The 15,114-nt window shown below is 56.3% G+C and carries 13 protein-coding genes and 1 tRNA gene; 8 read left to right on the top strand and 6 right to left on the bottom strand.

Annotated features, from left to right (window positions below; translation table 11 throughout):
• Positions 1 to 351 precede the first annotated feature (351 nt).
• Both rpsI and rplM read right to left on the bottom strand, forming a co-directional pair.
• Positions 352 to 759 carry a 30S ribosomal protein S9 gene (gene rpsI / locus ACOYIE_RS04335; protein WP_433410935.1) on the bottom strand — a complete coding sequence of 136 codons (408 nt, stop codon included), beginning with the start codon at positions 757 to 759 and terminating at the stop codon, positions 352 to 354.
• A 15-nt stretch (positions 760 to 774) separates the two neighbouring features.
• A complete protein-coding gene (gene rplM / locus ACOYIE_RS04330; RefSeq protein ID WP_433410934.1) occupies positions 775 to 1,203 on the bottom strand; it encodes a 50S ribosomal protein L13 in 429 nt (142 codons plus the stop codon).
• A gap of 275 nt (positions 1,204 to 1,478) precedes the next feature.
• Between rplM and ACOYIE_RS04325 the strand changes: the two genes are divergently transcribed.
• Both ACOYIE_RS04325 and ACOYIE_RS04320 read left to right on the top strand, forming a co-directional pair.
• Complete coding sequence (locus tag ACOYIE_RS04325) at positions 1,479 to 2,222, top strand: tRNA 2-thiocytidine biosynthesis TtcA family protein (protein WP_433410933.1); 744 nt, start codon at positions 1,479 to 1,481, stop codon at positions 2,220 to 2,222.
• 126 nt (positions 2,223 to 2,348) lie between these two features.
• A complete protein-coding gene (locus ACOYIE_RS04320; RefSeq protein ID WP_433410932.1) occupies positions 2,349 to 4,328 on the top strand; it encodes a fructose-1,6-bisphosphatase in 1,980 nt (659 codons plus the stop codon).
• Between the two features lie 63 nt (positions 4,329 to 4,391).
• Here the strand turns inward: ACOYIE_RS04320 and ACOYIE_RS04315 are convergent, their stop codons facing one another.
• The 3 genes from ACOYIE_RS04315 to ACOYIE_RS04305 all read right to left on the bottom strand — a co-directional run bounded on the left by ACOYIE_RS04315 (position 4,392) and on the right by ACOYIE_RS04305 (position 7,846).
• On the bottom strand, positions 4,392 to 6,161 hold the full coding sequence (locus ACOYIE_RS04315; protein ID WP_433410931.1) for an S-layer homology domain-containing protein: 1,770 nt from the start codon (positions 6,159 to 6,161) through the stop codon (positions 4,392 to 4,394).
• Positions 6,158 to 7,081: a hypothetical protein gene (locus tag ACOYIE_RS04310; RefSeq protein WP_433410930.1), complete on the bottom strand. Its 924-nt coding sequence runs from the start codon at positions 7,079 to 7,081 to the stop codon at positions 6,158 to 6,160. Before ACOYIE_RS04310 ends, ACOYIE_RS04315 begins: the two co-directional genes overlap by 4 nt.
• A 186-nt stretch (positions 7,082 to 7,267) precedes the next feature.
• Entirely contained in the window at positions 7,268 to 7,846 is a 579-nt protein-coding gene (locus ACOYIE_RS04305) for a biotin transporter BioY (RefSeq protein ID WP_433410929.1), read from the bottom strand.
• 136 nt (positions 7,847 to 7,982) lie between these two features.
• On the opposite strand from ACOYIE_RS04305, the gene ACOYIE_RS04300 reads away from it, so the two are divergent.
• From ACOYIE_RS04300 to ACOYIE_RS04280, 5 genes are all read left to right on the top strand, one after another.
• Positions 7,983 to 8,056 (top strand) — tRNA-Gly (locus tag ACOYIE_RS04300).
• A gap of 269 nt (positions 8,057 to 8,325) precedes the next feature.
• On the top strand, positions 8,326 to 9,225 hold the full coding sequence (locus ACOYIE_RS04295; protein WP_433410928.1) for a 4Fe-4S dicluster domain-containing protein: 900 nt from the start codon (positions 8,326 to 8,328) through the stop codon (positions 9,223 to 9,225).
• Between the two features lie 123 nt (positions 9,226 to 9,348).
• Positions 9,349 to 9,807, top strand: coding sequence for a MarR family winged helix-turn-helix transcriptional regulator (locus tag ACOYIE_RS04290; protein WP_433410927.1), 459 nt, complete (start codon positions 9,349 to 9,351; stop codon positions 9,805 to 9,807).
• Positions 9,800 to 10,753: an AEC family transporter gene (locus ACOYIE_RS04285; protein ID WP_433410926.1), complete on the top strand. Its 954-nt coding sequence runs from the start codon at positions 9,800 to 9,802 to the stop codon at positions 10,751 to 10,753. Before ACOYIE_RS04290 ends, ACOYIE_RS04285 begins: the two co-directional genes overlap by 8 nt.
• Before the next feature lie 57 nt (positions 10,754 to 10,810).
• Complete coding sequence (locus tag ACOYIE_RS04280) at positions 10,811 to 12,223, top strand: PLP-dependent aminotransferase family protein (protein WP_433410925.1); 1,413 nt, start codon at positions 10,811 to 10,813, stop codon at positions 12,221 to 12,223.
• 47 nt (positions 12,224 to 12,270) lie between these two features.
• On the opposite strand, the gene ACOYIE_RS04275 is transcribed toward ACOYIE_RS04280, so the two are convergent.
• Positions 12,271 to 13,413, bottom strand: coding sequence for an ABC transporter substrate-binding protein (locus tag ACOYIE_RS04275; RefSeq protein ID WP_433410924.1), 1,143 nt, complete (start codon positions 13,411 to 13,413; stop codon positions 12,271 to 12,273).
• A 242-nt stretch (positions 13,414 to 13,655) separates the two neighbouring features.
• Here ACOYIE_RS04275 and ACOYIE_RS04270 point away from each other — a divergent pair, with 242 nt between their 5' ends.
• A complete protein-coding gene (locus ACOYIE_RS04270; RefSeq protein ID WP_433410923.1) occupies positions 13,656 to 15,089 on the top strand; it encodes a hypothetical protein in 1,434 nt (477 codons plus the stop codon).
• The last annotated feature ends 25 nt before the right edge of the window (positions 15,090 to 15,114 follow it).

The raw sequence follows: 15,114 nt of genomic DNA, 5'->3' as shown, positions 1-15,114 counted from the left end.
GGCCTTTTCTGGTCCCGGAATCAAATCCCCCGGAAATGCAAAAAGCGCCCAGCAGAAATACTGAGCGCATAGCGATTAGATTTATTTTATTATATTCAAATTAGGTCAAATTCAGCCAAACCGATTTTACGGAAAACACATTTTGTGAGGGGGGGAAACGCTCTTTGGTTGTCCTATTTTTTAACCCATAACCCCTCATTTTAGGGCGGTTGTCCACCATTTAACCCATAGAAAACGGGTTAAAAGAGGTTTCGTTGCGTCAAATTCAGTCAAACTACATCAAACTCTTTAGACGCAAAAATCCCCGAAAACCAATGGTTTCCGGGGATTTTGAATGCTTTCGAGGGTAAATCAGCGCTTGGAGAACTGGGGAGCGCGACGAGCAGCTTTGAGGCCGTATTTCTTACGCTCCTTCATGCGCGGATCGCGGGTCAGCAGACCAGCCGCCTTCAGAGCGGGACGGTACTGCTCCGCATCAGCCTGCAGCAGAGCGCGGGCGATGCCGTGGCGGATTGCGCCGGCCTGGCCGGTAAAGCCGCCGCCGGAAACGGTGCATTCCACATCGAACTTGCCGGTGGTGTTCGTGGTCTCAAACGGCTGACGGCAAACCATCTTCAGGGTCTCCAGACCGAAGTAGTTGTCGATCGAACGGTTGTTGATCTTGATCTCACCGGTGCCGCCCGGGAACAGGCGAACGCGGGCAACGGAGGACTTTCTTCTGCCGGTGCCGTAGAAATAAGCTTTCTTAGGTGTATACATCAGTTCGTTCCTCCCTTACTTTTCCCACGCAACAGGCTGCTGTGCCTGATGATTGTGCTCTGCGCCTGCAAATACCTTGAGGCGGGTCGCAGACTGGCGGCCGATCGAGTTCTTCGGCAGCATGCCCTTGACTGCGAGCTGCATCGCCATCTCCGGCTTTTCAGCCATCAGGGTCTTGTACTGTACTTCCTTCAGACCGCCAACCCAGCCGGTGTGATGACGGTAGTACTTCTGGGTGAGCTTCTTGCCGGTCAGAACCGCCTTGTCCGCATTGACAACGATAACGAAATCGCCGCAATCAACATGGGGGGTGAACTCAGCCTTGTGCTTGCCGCGCAGCAGCATGGCGGCGGTAGCAGCGGTGCGGCCGAGCGGCTTGCCCGCAGCGTCCAGCACATACCACTTACGCTCGACAGTCTCTGCCTTAGCCATAAAAGTAGACATGTTTTCTTCCTCCGTTTGTTATATCAAAATGATTTGACAACTTTTTCATGCGCTCTAAGCGAGCATATCTATTAAAACATATTGATTTTCGTAAGTCAAGCTGTTTTTTCAAAAATTATCTTAAATCCATCATGTTCTCTTTTTTTCTCTTGTAATCTCTTTATATCTCTCGTTTTCTAACTTCTCAATTCACAATTTGCATTTGCACCGCTGCCGCTTTTCTGATATAAATAACAGGTATTCTTCAAATTTTCCGTTCAGCGAGGGTCCTGTTTATGCAAAAAATACTTTCTTATGTCCGCCGCGCGGTGGATCATTACCATATGATTGAGGAGGGCGACCGCATTGCCGTCGGCGTTTCCGGCGGCAAGGATTCGCTTGCCCTGCTGGTTGCGCTGGCAAAGCTGCGCGACTTTTATCCGAAGCGGTTTGAAGTTGTTGCCATCACGCTTGAAATGGGGTATGAGGAGATGGATTTCTCCCCCGTGCAGGCCCTGTGCGACACGCTGCGCGTCGAATACATCCGCATCCCGACCGAGATCAAAACCATCATCTTTGACGTGCGGCAGGAGGAAAATCCCTGCGCCCTGTGCGCCAAAATGCGCCGCGGCGCACTGCACGAAGCCGCCAAGGCCGCCGGCTGCGCCAAGGTCGCGCTCGGGCATCACTTTGACGACGTGGTGGAAACCTATATGCTTTCTCTGTTTTACGAAGGACGCATCTCCTGTTTTCAGCCCGTCACCTTTCTTGACCGCAGCGGCATCACGCTGATCCGGCCGCTGCTGTACACGCCGGAATACTATGTCCGCTCGTTTGCCGCGCGGCACGCCCTGCCGGTCGTACACAATCCCTGTCCGGCGGACGGCAACACCAAGCGGCAGGAAATCAAGGATCTGCTCCGGCAGCTCGAACAGACCATGCCCGGCCTGCGCGAGCGCATTTTCGGCGCGATCCAGCGCTATCCGCTCAAAGGCTGGGCGCCCGACCGCACCCGAACGCCTGCCAAGCGGCCCAAATAAAGCCACAAACCGTCTTCCGTTTCAGGAAGGCGGTTTTTTTCCTGCATTTTACACAAATCTCTTTGTCTTTCCTGCAACTTTGTGGCATACTGAAAGAGAAGAGAAACCAGAAGGGAGTGTTTCGCAATGGATAACCATACCGACCGGTTAAAATATCTGCGCCTGCTGGCCAGCCAATATCCGAACGTACAGGCAGCCAGCAGCGAAATCATTCATTTGCAGGCCATTCTCAGCCTGCCCAAGGGCACCGAGCATTTTATGAGCGATCTGCACGGCGAGGCCGATGCGTTCGTACATATTCTGAACAACGCTTCGGGCGCCGTCCGCGAAAAAGTTGACATCGTACTGCGGGACAGCCTGCCCGCAGATGAACGTGCCCGTCTGGCGACGCTCATCTACTACCCCGAAGAAAAGCTGGAGGAGCTGGCGTCTGCCGCGTCCAACCGCTCCGAGTGGTATCGCATCACGCTCAGCCGTCTGATTGACATCTGCCGTCTCTGCGCCTCCAAATACACGCGCGCCAAAGTCGGCCGCGCCCTGCCCCCCTGGAACGGAGATATCATCAACGAGCTGCTCAACAAAAACAATGATATTTACAACAAGCGCGAATACTTTGATACGGTCATCGCCTCCATCATTGAAACGGACCGCGCCGAAGATTTCATTATCTCCATGTGCAGCCTGATTAAGCGGCTGGTCGTCGACCATCTGCACATCGTCGGCGATATTTTTGACCGCGGACCGCGGGCCGATATCATTATGGATATGCTGATGGAGCATCACTCCGTCGATATTCAATGGGGCAATCACGACGTATTGTGGATGGGCGCGGCTACGGGCAGCCGTACCTGCATCGCCACGGTCCTCAGCAATTCCATCACCTACAACAATCTGGAAATGGTTGAAACGGGTTACGGCATCAGCCTGCGTCCGCTGGCGCTGTTTGCAGACGAAACCTACCGCAATTCCGACGTTTGCTGCTTCCTTCCCAAGTCAGAAGCTGCCGGTGAGAGCGACGCGCTTGACCGCACCCGCGCTGCGCGCATGCACAAGGCCATCGCGGTCATTCAGTTCAAGCTGGAAGGCCAAACCATTCTGCGCAATCCTTCTTTCCATATGGATGACCGGCTGCTGCTTGATAAAATTGACTATGCAAACGGCACGGTGGCGCTTCGCTCGGGCATCTATCCGCTGCGCGACTGCGATTTCCCCACCATTGATCCCGCCAACCCCTATCTTTTGACGCCGGAAGAGCATGAGCTGATGGCGCAGCTCAAAAACGCATTTCTCCGCAGCGAAAAATTGCAGCGGCATATCCGTTTCCTGTATTCCAAGGGCGGGCTGTACAAATGCTTCAACGGCAACCTGCTGTTCCACGGCTGCATCCCGATGGACGAAAACGGCGAATTTTTGAAATTCTCCTTTGGCGGACAGGAGCTTTCCGGCAAGGCGCTGATGGACTGGTGCGAAACCGTTGCGCGGGAAGGCTATTATGCCCGCGAAGGCACGCCCGAACGGCAGTTCGGCAAGGATTTTCTGTGGTTCCTCTGGTGCGGACGCAACTCGCCCTCGTTCGGCCGCGACCATATCGCCACCTTTGAACGCCGCCTGATTGCAGACGAAAGCACCTGGGCGGAGCCCAAGAACCCCTATTACTCCTACTATAATGAAGACGCGGTATGCGTGCGCATCCTGCATGAATTCGGTCTGGAGGGCGAGCACTGCCATATCGTCAACGGGCATATCCCCGTTAAAACCAAGGACGGGGAAAGTCCCATCAAGGCAGGCGGCCGGCTCATTGTGATTGACGGCGGTTTTTGCCGCGCCTATCAGCCGACGACCGGCATCGCCGGTTATACGCTGGTGTTCGATTCCTGGGGCATCCATATCACCGCGCACGAGCCGTTTCCGGGGCGGCGCAACGCCATTCGGGACAATAAGGACATCCTGTCCACCTCCATGGCGTTTGACCGCTCGGAAAACCGCATCCGCATCCGCGAGACGGACAACGGCTTGCTGATTCAGCAGAAAATTGACGACCTCAAAGCACTTCTGGCCGCATTCCGCCGCGGCGAAATCAAAGAGGACAACCACGGCGGCGAATAAGCGCCGCTTCCCACACAAAAAAACCGCAGCCGACCGGCTGCGGTTTTTGATTTGCAGTTATTTTTACTTTGCCGAAGCGTTCTTGAGGAAATTATCCCGATAGGTGCTTCCGTTCTCATCATCCATGATGACGCAGACAAGGTTGCCGGCGCTTTCCACCACGGCTTTTTCCACGCCTACGCAGATCCACTTGCGCGGGTCAACGCTTTCCTGCAGCACCGGAACAGCCGCCTTGGCCGCCTTTTCATCCGCAAAGCGCAGCACGATAACCGAATGCGCCTGCGAGGTCATCGCCGATTCAGAAGCAAGACCGGCCTCAAAGTCCAGCGTATCCGTGCCAAGGTACCAGCCGATTGCCTGCGTCATACCGTCCGCGCCCATGCTATTGGACAGGGGCGTCTGCGCAAGCATACCGCCGAACTGCTTATCGCCATAAATCTTTTCGATCAGCGCGGCAAGCGCCTCGTCAGCCGCGGGCGTTTCGGGCGTTTCCGGCTCCGAAGGCTGGCTTTCATCCTTCTTATAGCCCCACTCCGCTTCGCCATACTGCTTCATAAACAGGTCATAATGCTCGTCATAGCGCGCGGCATAAACGCTCTCAATCTGCGGGTCAAAGGTATAGGCTACGCCGTCAATCGTAATTTCCGTCCAGGCGTGAACAGACTCGCTGCCCTTGGGGCTGACGCCCTTGCCGGCAATCGCCTTGGCGTCATATCCAACCTGGCGCGCCAGATAGGTGAATGCAGAAGCCCAGGAATAGCAGTTGCCCTTCTTATTCTTCAGCATATTGGTGGCCTGTTCCACTTCCCAGCCGGCCTTGCCGGTATCCACCGAGCCAATGCCCAGGTAGCCAAAGGTCTTTTTCGCGTAATCATAAACCGCGCGCAGCTTTTCCTGCTGGGTCATGCCGCTGTTTACTACGCCCTTGACCGCATCTGCCAGCAGGCGGTCCAGCTCTTCCGAGCCGGTCGTATAACGGCCGTTGTGGTCCAGCTCCAGGCCGTCAATCGTCGTGCTGCTGTCAAACTGTCCCTCTGCATTGACATGGAACAGCATGCCGTTGACATTCTGCCAGCCTTCTGCCAGCGCGGTCTTTTCCTTGTCAAACGAGGTCCAGCGCTCCAGACCGTCCTGCATCTCATGCGCATGGCCGGTCGAAGCCTCCAGCATTGCATAATACGCCCAGTGCGTATCCGGCACATCCGGCATAATACGGATACCGTCTCCCGTCGCTACCATCATGGGGTCGGCCTGACGGCCCAGCGCACGGTTGAGCATGGTGACGGTTTCCGCGCGGGTGATGGTTGCGTCCGGACGGAACGTGCCGTCCTTATAGCCGTCCGTCCAGCCCTGCGCCAGCGCAAGCTGCACAGCGTCATACGCCCAGAAGGATTCGGGTACGTCCGTAAACGTCCGGTCGGTGCCAATATCCGTGTGCGCGCCGGTGCGGGACAGAATGGTGACAAACTCCGCACGGGTAATATAGTCGTCCGGACGGAAGGTGCCGTCCTTATAGCCGCCGATCCAGCCGGCGCCCTGCAGCTCTGCAATGGGGCCCGTATACCATTTGCCTTCGGCAACGTCAGAAAACTCCGTTGTTTGCGCGCCGGCCTTTTGCACCAGCAGCGCGTCCAGTATCTTGCAGACTTCCGCGCGGGTAATCGGTGCGTCCGGACGGAACGTGCCGTCCGCGTAGCCGCCAATATACGCCATGTGCTTTTCTCTGTTGAGGGCATATTCAAAATCGGCAGCCTCAGCCGTGCAGGCAGATACCGGCAGCACGCTGGCTGCAACCAAGGCGGCAAGCGCCGCGCTCAGCACTTTTTTCTTCATTGGTTCGTTTCTCCTTTTTCGTTGTTCTGCTCAGTTGGACGGTCTCCGTTTTCCTTTTGTTCCGCCTCCGGCGAATTTTTTTCTTCCGGCTGATTATTTTTTTCTTCCGGCTGATTTTTCTGTTCATCCAGCACAACAGGAATCAGCGAGGCCGCCAGCTTGCCTTTGCCGCGGGTCTTTACATAGAAAAAGCCAATGACGGAAAACGCAACCGCACCAATAAAGTTCACCTGCAAATCCTTCATCGTATCAATCAGGCCAATATCTATATAACCGCCCGGGAACTGCATCCAGTCCTGGCCGTTGACAATCAGCGTTTCTATCGGTTCATGCACCACGGTATTTAATCCGCTGGGATTCAGCAGCACGGAATTGACCGACGTGACCAGAAAATCCTTCTGCATATCGGTTCCGAACCACTGGTCCATGCCAAATTCAAAAAATTCCCACAGTACGCCGACCGTCATGGAAAAACAAAACGCAACAACCGCTAAAAACATGGGCGACAGGCGGAAAGTAAACCGTTCGCTTCGGTTAAACAAATCCACCAGCGAAAACCCGACCGCCGCAACCAGGAACCCGTTGATGGTGTGCAGCATGGTGTCCCATCCGGGTATAATCGTATAAAAGGAGTTGATTTCACCCAGAATTTCCGCTGCATAGATAAAGCAGTAAATAATACCTTCCATAAGCGGCGGAATATCAATTGCAAGCTGTTTTTCCAGCAGCACGGGAATACCGAACAGAATCAGCGCCAGTACACAGACGAAAACATTCTCAAACCGGTGCATAAACGCCGAACGCACCAGCGTTACTACAATGAAGCAGGACAGCACGCCGCGAATCGTCCAGCGCCGCCGCACCCTTTTGCGTTTTTCAGCTGCAGGGCTTGCCTGCGGTTGCTTATGCTTGCCGAGCATTTTACCCTTCCTTTCCCACACCAAACAGTGTCTCTGTTAATTATTCCATAGTATAGCATCTTTCCATACAAAAGGAAAGCCTGGTTTTCCGGCGGCGCCGCCCTTTTTCTTTACCTGCTGCATCCATATAAAACGGCGCGGCTCCATCTTCGGAGCCGCGCCGTCCAACTGTATTTTCCGCCGTATTTATTCCGCCTTTGCCGCGCTGCGGTACAGCCCCAGCACCGGTTCCAGCCGAACGGCCAGCGCCGCCGCTGCAATCGCCTTGCAGATATCCACGCCAATGGTCGGTACAAAGCAGGTGACAAACAACGTCCATATTCCAATGGGGTCATGCAGATAAAATGCCTTAACCGCCCAAAACCATGCCATCCCGATGATATACACCACTGCCGCATCGGCCAGCCCTGCCGCAACATACAGCCGGAAACTCCGCCTGGACGCCCGCTGGACAATGGTGCCCGCCAGCAGCGCGCCGGCTGCAAACCCTACGATGCAGCCAAACGTCGGCTGGAAAATATACTGCGGTCCGCCGCCGCCCGTGAAAACCGGCAAGCCGGCCAGCCCCAGCACCATATAAGCCGCGCATGCCAGCGTGCCATACCGCGGCCCGAGCAGCAGCGCTGCCATCGTTGTAAACAGCGTCTGCAAAGTAAACGGCCACATCGGCACCGGAACCCGAATAAACGCACCCACCGCAATCAGCGCGGTAAACAGCGCACTGAGCGCCAGCATCCGCACATCGCCTTTCTGTTTTCTTTCCATATCATATCCCTCCCGTTTGAACCAGCGCCATTGTAACACGTCCCGCGCCTATTGTCAACCATTATTAATATTTTGGTTTACATTCATCTGTCTCTTGACAAATCCGGATTCTAACGATACAATAAATAAAGTATTTGCGGGTGTAGTTCATCGGTAGAACGGCAGCTTCCCAAGCTGCATAGGTGGGTTCGACTCCCATCATCCGCTCCAGTTACGAAAAGCCCGCATTGCGCGGGCTTTTTTATTTTTCTTAGCTGTGGTGCGGGTTTGAAGCGGTTTTGTGTGATTATTTGAAGTCATAAACAATTTATAAAAATCACAAAAAAACAAGGGCATGCAACACGAAATGCAACACTGCAACCGTCTTTTTCATGGCAGCGGATTGCGATTGACAGCTTTTTATTTTTCTGTTAGAATAAAAAACAGAGAGTAACCATGAGGAGAGAGCGGCCGCTTTACGCGGCAAGGAGGAGAAGGATATGGGCAATTCAGCGAACATCCGTCCGTCGGCAGAGGATATCAAGCGTGTCAAGGCGCTTGGTTTTCTGCATGATAAAAATACGGAGGACTGCTTCAACGGGCGGGTCATCACCCGCAACGGCAAAATCACTGCCGACGAAATGCAGGCCATTTCCGAGGCGGCCCGGCGCTTCGGCAGCGGCGAAATCACCATGACGACGCGCCTGACCTGCGAGGTGCAGAAAGTTCCTTATGCCAACATCGAGCCGATGCGCGCGTTTCTGCGGGAGCACGGCCTGGAAACAGGCGGCACAGGCGCAAAGGTCCGTCCGGTTGTCAGCTGCAAGGGCACGACCTGCCAATACGGATTAATTGATACTTATGCGCTCTCGATGGAAATCCATGAGCGCTTCTTCGTCGGCTGGAACGACCAGAAACTGCCGCACAAGTTCAAAATTGCCGTCGGCGGCTGCCCGAACAACTGCGTCAAGCCCGACCTGAACGACATCGGCATCGTCGGTCAGCGCGTACCCGCATACGATTTGGACAAGTGCCGCGGCTGTAAGCTCTGCCAGATTGAAAAGGCCTGTCCGATCGGCGTCTCCGCCTTGCAGGACGGAAAAATCGTTCATACCGCCGAGCAGTGCAACCACTGCGGCCGCTGCGTGGGCAAGTGCCCGTTTGGCGTTGTCACCGAAGAGACCCGCGGGTATCTGATGTACATCGGCGGCCGCTGGGGCAAGCGCACCGCCATGGGCCGCCCGCTTGACCGCGTGTTTACCGACAAGGACGAGGTGCTGACCGTCATTGAACGCGCGCTGACGCTGTTCCGTGACCAGGGCCAGCCAGGCGAACGTTTTTGTGACACGGTGGCGCGGCTGGGCTTTGAAACCGTGCAGAACCAGCTTCTTGCACGCTGAAACAATCTCCAAAGGCCTTCCTGAAAAGGAGGGCCTTTCTTATTGCTTTTTTACGCTGGGTGTGCTAATATTTAGTTAATATAATTATTTGTGTATTGAAGCAATGGAAGGAGTTGTGCGGCTATGCCCGGCGCGGAACTGATTAATTCTTTTCTGGTCGATGTGTTCGGCCGCGTGGAAAAAATTGAAGAACGGGCAATGGCCGCCGGCCTCGGCAATTCCGTCTCGATTACAGAGATCCATATCATTGAAAAAATTGGAGATATGGGGCCCGTCCGCATGAGCGAAGTCGCCCGTTCCATCGGTGTTACGCTGGCCACGCTGACGGTTGCGTGCGATAAGCTGGAGACCAAGGGGCTGATCTGCCGCTCGCGCAGCCAGAACGACCGCCGTGTGGTCCATGTTTCCCTGACCGACAAGGGCGCAGCCGCTTATGCGTACCACAAGGCCTTTCATGAGCGGATGGTCGCTTCCGTGCTGGAAACGCTCTCCCCCGAACAGACGGCGGTTTTAGCGCAGAGCCTTGCCAAATTGCAGGATTTTTTCCTCTCCGAAGAGGCTGGAGGCAACCCGCATGCTTGATAACCTGCTTTTTTGCCTGAACGCAACCATTCCGATTTTTGCCATCATCCTGCTTGGCCGCCTGCTGCGCGGCCTGCATTTTTTCACACCCTCTACCCTGTCCGAAATTGACCGGCTGGTGTTCAAAGTGCTGCTGCCCGTGCTGCTGTTCCGCGATATTTCGTCCGGCCGCATTACCGAGCAGTTTGACGCACGCTTTTTTCTGTTCTGCGCCGGCACAACCACGCTGTATTTTCTCGTCATCTGGTTTGGCGCTGCCAAACTGCTGCCCGATAAAAACATGGTGGGCGCGTTCACGCAGGGCGCATTCCGCGGTTCGCAGGCCGTGCTTGGCGTTGCCTTTGTGCAAAGCCTGTATGGCGAGGTGGGCCTGGTGCCGCTGATGATCGTCGCCACGGTGCCGCTGTATAACGTCTATTCTGTGCTTGTGCTGGCAGTAACCGCCCCGCAGAACAGCCAGACGCAGCAGGAAGGCGTGCTTGCCCGCACCCTGCGCGGTATTGTCACCAACCCCATTATTCTGGGCATTCTGGCCGGCCTGCCCTTCTCCCTGATGCAGGTTGATTTTCCGCCCATGCTGTCCAAGGGGCTGGATATGTTGTCCGGCTGCGCCACACCGCTGGCCCTTCTCAGTATCGGCGCCGGTTTTGAGGGACGTAAAGCCATTCAAAAGCTCGGCCCCACCTGCGCGGCCACTTTTATCAAACTGATCGGTCTGCCGGTTGTTTTTCTGCCCATCGCCGCATGGCTTGGCTTTCGGGAACAGGCAATGGTTGCGCTTGTCATTCTGTACGGCGCGCCGGCCACCGTCACCGGCTATGTGATGGCCAAAAACATGGGCGGCGACCATGTGCTGTCCTCTTCCATTATTGTGCTGTCCACTGCGCTCAGCGCTGTAACATTGACCGTTATCCTCTTCCTGCTGCGCACGGCAGGGCTGATTTGACATTCCCCCTTCCTGCTGGTATGCTTAATGCAGCAATGCCAGTCGGGAGGGATTTTTTTGCTTACCTATCACCTTGACCCCGCCGCATCCACGCCGCTTTACGAGCAGCTTTACCGGCTTCTGCGCGCAGACGTCATTTCCGGCGCACTGGCAGGCGGCGAGCGCCTGCCCAGCAAACGCCAGCTTGCCGCCCACCTGCGCGTCAGCCAGATTACGGTGGAGACGGCTTACGGCCAGCTGGCAGCCGAAGGCTATATCACTTCCGTTCCGCGCAGCGGCTACTTTGTGCAGGCACAGCTTGCCGTGCCCGCCCCCCTGCCGCACAGTTTTGCCGCAGCGCAGGCCTCTTCCTGCCCGGCGCCTGCGGCAGAGGACGACTGCCGGTACGATTTCCGCACCAACACCGTTGATACCGACTGTTTTCCGTTCGCTACCTGGGCGCGCCTGTCCCGCCATGTACTGAGCGAATACGCCGGCAATCTGCTGCGCGCCGTTCCGCCGAACGGTGTGCCTGCGCTGCGCGAACAAATTGCCCGCTATCTGCGCGATTTCCGCGGCATCCATGTACCTGCGGATAATATTCTGGTCGGCGCCGGTTCGGAATATCTGATTCATCTGGTGATTCTGCTGCTCGGCAAAGGGCGCGTCTATGCGGTGGAAAACCCCGGCTACCGCAAACTGTACCAGATTCTTACCGCAAACGGTGCGCAGATCCGTCCGCTCCCGCTTGACAAAAAGGGGCTGCGGGCCGACGCGCTGCGAGAAAGCGACGCTTCCGTCGTCTGCCTGACCCCTTCGCACCACTTCCCGCTCGGCACGGTCATGCCGGCCGCGCGGCGCATGGAGCTGCTGCGCTGGGCCGCTGACGGCCCCGATCGGTACATCATTGAGGACGATTACGACAGCGAGTTCCGCTACGCCTCCCGCCCCATCCCCGCGCTGGGCGAACTGGACCGCATCGGACGGGTCATCTATGTGAACACGTTTGCCAAAAGCCTTGCGCCCTCGCTGCGCATCGGTTATCTGGTGCTGCCCGATGCATTGATGGCGCGCTTTCGCCAGCAGTTTTCGCTTTACTCCTCCACAGTGCCCAGCTTTGACCAGTACACGCTGGCCGAATTCATGCGCACCGGCGGTTTTGAGCGGCATATCAGCCGCAGCCGCAAAATCTATCAGGCACGGCGGGACGCACTGATGCACGCACTTGACTGTGAGCTGGCCGGCCTGCCGCATGAGGTTTCCCGTTCTGAAGCTGGGCTTCATCTGCTGCTGCATATGCGCAACGGTATGGCCGAACAGGAGCTCATCGCGCGCGCCAGGTCGGCGGGCGTGCGGGTTTACGGGCTGTCCAGCTACTATACGCCGCCTGTCAAGCCGCCGCGCGCGACGCTGGTGCTCGGCTACGCCGGTCTGACCGAGACGCAGACCCGTGAAGCCGTTCGCCTGCTGCGGCAGGCCTGGACCACATAAACAAAAGCGCATCGGAAGCCTGTCCGATGCGCTTTTTCACGTTTTTATTATAATGTGCCGAGCAGCTCGCCCATGCTGCGCAGTCCGTCAATAAACTGCCAGCCGGTCGGTGCGGAAAGGTCCAGCTTGACCAGGCTCATCTCCTGCGTTCCCATGCGCTTGCCGCCTGCATAGTCCACCTTGCCGCCAAAGGGAATCTGAAGCGGCGCCCGCTCCATAACGCCGGGAAAATCCGCCCAGCGGGGCATGCCGGGCCCCATGCGGCGCAGCCCTTCACAGAAGAAATGCGCGCTGATCCAACCGCAGTGTGCATAGCCGTTCATCGCATAGTCCCCCAGCCAGATGGAGGCTTCCTCCAGATTATCCAGCCGCTCATCCTGATAGTTCAGCCAGCTCAGCGCATAAATATCAAATTTGCCTTTTACGCGCCGGTTGGTAGCCTGCGCAATGGTAATGATGGAATTGAGGTACGTTGTCAACACAGGGCGGCACAAATCCTGATCGGCCATCTCCCCCGCAACCGTGGGAAAGAACGCCTGCGGCGCGGCGATGATCACACAGTCCACCTGCGCGGCTTTGAGCGCCTCCACCGCAGCCGGCAGCGTGGACATATCCAGCTCCACCCGCTGTTCGGCAAAATCCTTGCCCAGACGGCGGCATTGCAGCATAACGCCGGCCAGCAAGTCCCTTCCGGTATCGTCATTGGTATACAGCACCCCTATTTTCTTCGGCCGGAACATGGACAGCGCGCGCACAACCAGCACACGTCCTTCTGTCACATAAATCGGCTGAATCGGGTAGCAGTTGGCTCCCTGTGCAAAATTCTGCGCCTGCTCTGCGTAAAGCCGGCCCAGGCCGGTCGCAAAGCCGAAAACCGGAATGCCGATGCGGCGAATCTCATCCAGCGTGGCATCCACAGAGGGCGCGCCAAAGTGGGACAGGTATGCAAACGCCTTCTGCCGCATGACCAGTTCCTCAAACGCTTCCAGCGCCTTCGGACCGTCATACCCGTCATCTATATGCAGCAGACGCAGCGTGCGTCCGTAAATGCCACCGCCCGCATTCACCATATCCAGATATGCATGGATGCCGGCGACGATCGGATCGCCCGTAGTGGCAAAAACGCCCGTCAGCGCCGCGCTGTTCGCAACAAGGATTTCATCCCCTGTGATGCTTTGCTCCATTTTCATCTTTGCAGCTCCTTTGGCCCCCGCCAGGGGGTCCTGTAGTATCTCAAATTATAGCGGAGAAATCCTGACCGGTCAAGCGCAACGGCAGCCGCTTCATCAGTCACGTTTCTTGACAAACACTGTTATTCATGCAATAATAAAACATATGCTATCACAAGGTGGTGAATCCCGTGCCTTTTTCAGAAAAATTTGATTTTCTGTTAAAACTGACTGGAACCTCCAACAGTGTACTTGCACGCCACATGCAGTTTGATCCCTCGTATATCAGCCGCCTGCGCCGCGGCAGCCGCACCCTTGCGCGGGACAGCGAATATCTGCCTTCCATATGTGCCTTTCTGCTGCACCGCACCGGCGGGCAGGATAAGCACCGCCTGCTCTGTCAGGCCATCGGTGCAGATGCGCGGGCGGACGACGGCGTGATCGAGCGCCAGATGATTCGCTGGCTTTATGACGAGCAGTCCGCCAGCCCTGTCGGCGCGCTGCTGCATGATTTTTCATCGCTGCCGCCTTCGCCCAAACGGCAGTCCGGCCAGCCCGCGCAGAACGACGCGCTTGCGTTTTACGGGGATGAAGGACGCCGCCAGGCAACCATTGCGCTGTTCAACCTTGCGCTTCAGCAGCCCGAGCCCGTCACACTGCTGCTGTACAGCGACGAGGATTCCGAATGGATGAACGGCAGCCCGTCCTTTTCCTACGAATGGACCGCGTTGCTCTGGCAAATCATCCTGCGCGGCGGCAAAGTCAAGGTCATTCATAAAATCAGCCATGATATTGACGAAATGTTCGATGTTATCCGCCGCTGGCTGCCGCTGTACATATCGGGCGCCATTGAGCCGTATTATTACCCCCGCCTGCGCGACGGCATTTACAAACGCACCCTGTCGGTCATTCCGGATGTCGCCGCGGCGTTTTCCACCTCCATCGGCCAGCAGGCCAGCGTTTCCACCACGTTCATGACGCGGGACCGGCAGGCAGTTGATTCCTTTACCAATGAATTTTCCAGCTATGTGGCGCTCTGCCGGCCGCTGATCGAATTTTATTCGCTGACTTCCAGCGCATTTATTGATACGTTTCAGGAATATGTGGACCGCGGCGCGGAAAGCATCCTGCTTTCTGCCAGCCTGTCGCTGACCACCGTGCCGCGGCGCGTCATTCGCCGTCTGCAGCAGGAAATCGCGTCCCCTGCCGGCGATGCGCTGCACCAGCTTTATACGGGCTGGAGCAGCCGCATGACCGCCAGCAGCGGATGCCGCCATCTTTGTCACATCCTGCATTTGGCCAGACCGGAAGAGATTGCCGCCGGACAGGTCCAGATTTCCTGCGCCGGCATGCTGCAAGGGTCGCCGGTTTATTATGAGCCCGAAGAATACTGCGCGCACCTGGAATACATTCTGCATCTGATGGAAGCCTGTCCCTGGTTTCAGGTCGTACTCTCTGATACGCCGCCCGAAGGCTTTGCCCTGCATGTATTTGAAGACCAGGAAGTCTATATTTTCAAAGAAGAGCCGCCCTATATTATTTTCCGCATTCGGGAGAGCAATACCGTTGCGGCATTCGGCGATTATCTGCAGCGCATGCTGGATGGACTCATATGCGACCCCGGCAAAGTCAAAGACCATATTGCGGACTGCATCAAAAAAGTCCGTGCTCTGCGCAAAACGAAAAAAACCGAATAAAGAAACAGGCGCCGCGCCCCTTTCA

The sequence above is a fragment of the Agathobaculum sp. genome (genome assembly GCF_050946325.1).
In the GTDB taxonomy this organism is placed as follows: domain Bacteria; phylum Bacillota; class Clostridia; order Oscillospirales; family Butyricicoccaceae; genus Agathobaculum.
The sequence above is the reverse complement of the archived record's forward strand: the minus strand, read 5'-3'. Positions and strand labels throughout refer to the sequence as shown.

Coding starts and splice junctions, on each gene's coding strand:
- rplM (WP_433410934.1), bottom strand. CDS start 1,203: ATGTCTACTTTTATGGCTAAGGCAGAGACTGTCGAGCGTAAGTGGTAT.
- ACOYIE_RS04275 (WP_433410924.1), bottom strand. CDS start 13,413: ATGAAAATGGAGCAAAGCATCACAGGGGATGAAATCCTTGTTGCGAAC.
- ACOYIE_RS04305 (WP_433410929.1), bottom strand. CDS start 7,846: ATGGAAAGAAAACAGAAAGGCGATGTGCGGATGCTGGCGCTCAGTGCG.
- ACOYIE_RS04310 (WP_433410930.1), bottom strand. CDS start 7,081: ATGCTCGGCAAGCATAAGCAACCGCAGGCAAGCCCTGCAGCTGAAAAA.
- rpsI (WP_433410935.1), bottom strand. CDS start 759: ATGTATACACCTAAGAAAGCTTATTTCTACGGCACCGGCAGAAGAAAG.
- ACOYIE_RS04290 (WP_433410927.1), top strand. CDS start 9,349: ATGCCCGGCGCGGAACTGATTAATTCTTTTCTGGTCGATGTGTTCGGC.
- ACOYIE_RS04325 (WP_433410933.1), top strand. CDS start 1,479: ATGCAAAAAATACTTTCTTATGTCCGCCGCGCGGTGGATCATTACCAT.
- ACOYIE_RS04315 (WP_433410931.1), bottom strand. CDS start 6,161: ATGAAGAAAAAAGTGCTGAGCGCGGCGCTTGCCGCCTTGGTTGCAGCC.
- ACOYIE_RS04295 (WP_433410928.1), top strand. CDS start 8,326: ATGGGCAATTCAGCGAACATCCGTCCGTCGGCAGAGGATATCAAGCGT.
- ACOYIE_RS04285 (WP_433410926.1), top strand. CDS start 9,800: ATGCTTGATAACCTGCTTTTTTGCCTGAACGCAACCATTCCGATTTTT.
- ACOYIE_RS04320 (WP_433410932.1), top strand. CDS start 2,349: ATGGATAACCATACCGACCGGTTAAAATATCTGCGCCTGCTGGCCAGC.
- ACOYIE_RS04270 (WP_433410923.1), top strand. CDS start 13,656: ATGCAGTTTGATCCCTCGTATATCAGCCGCCTGCGCCGCGGCAGCCGC.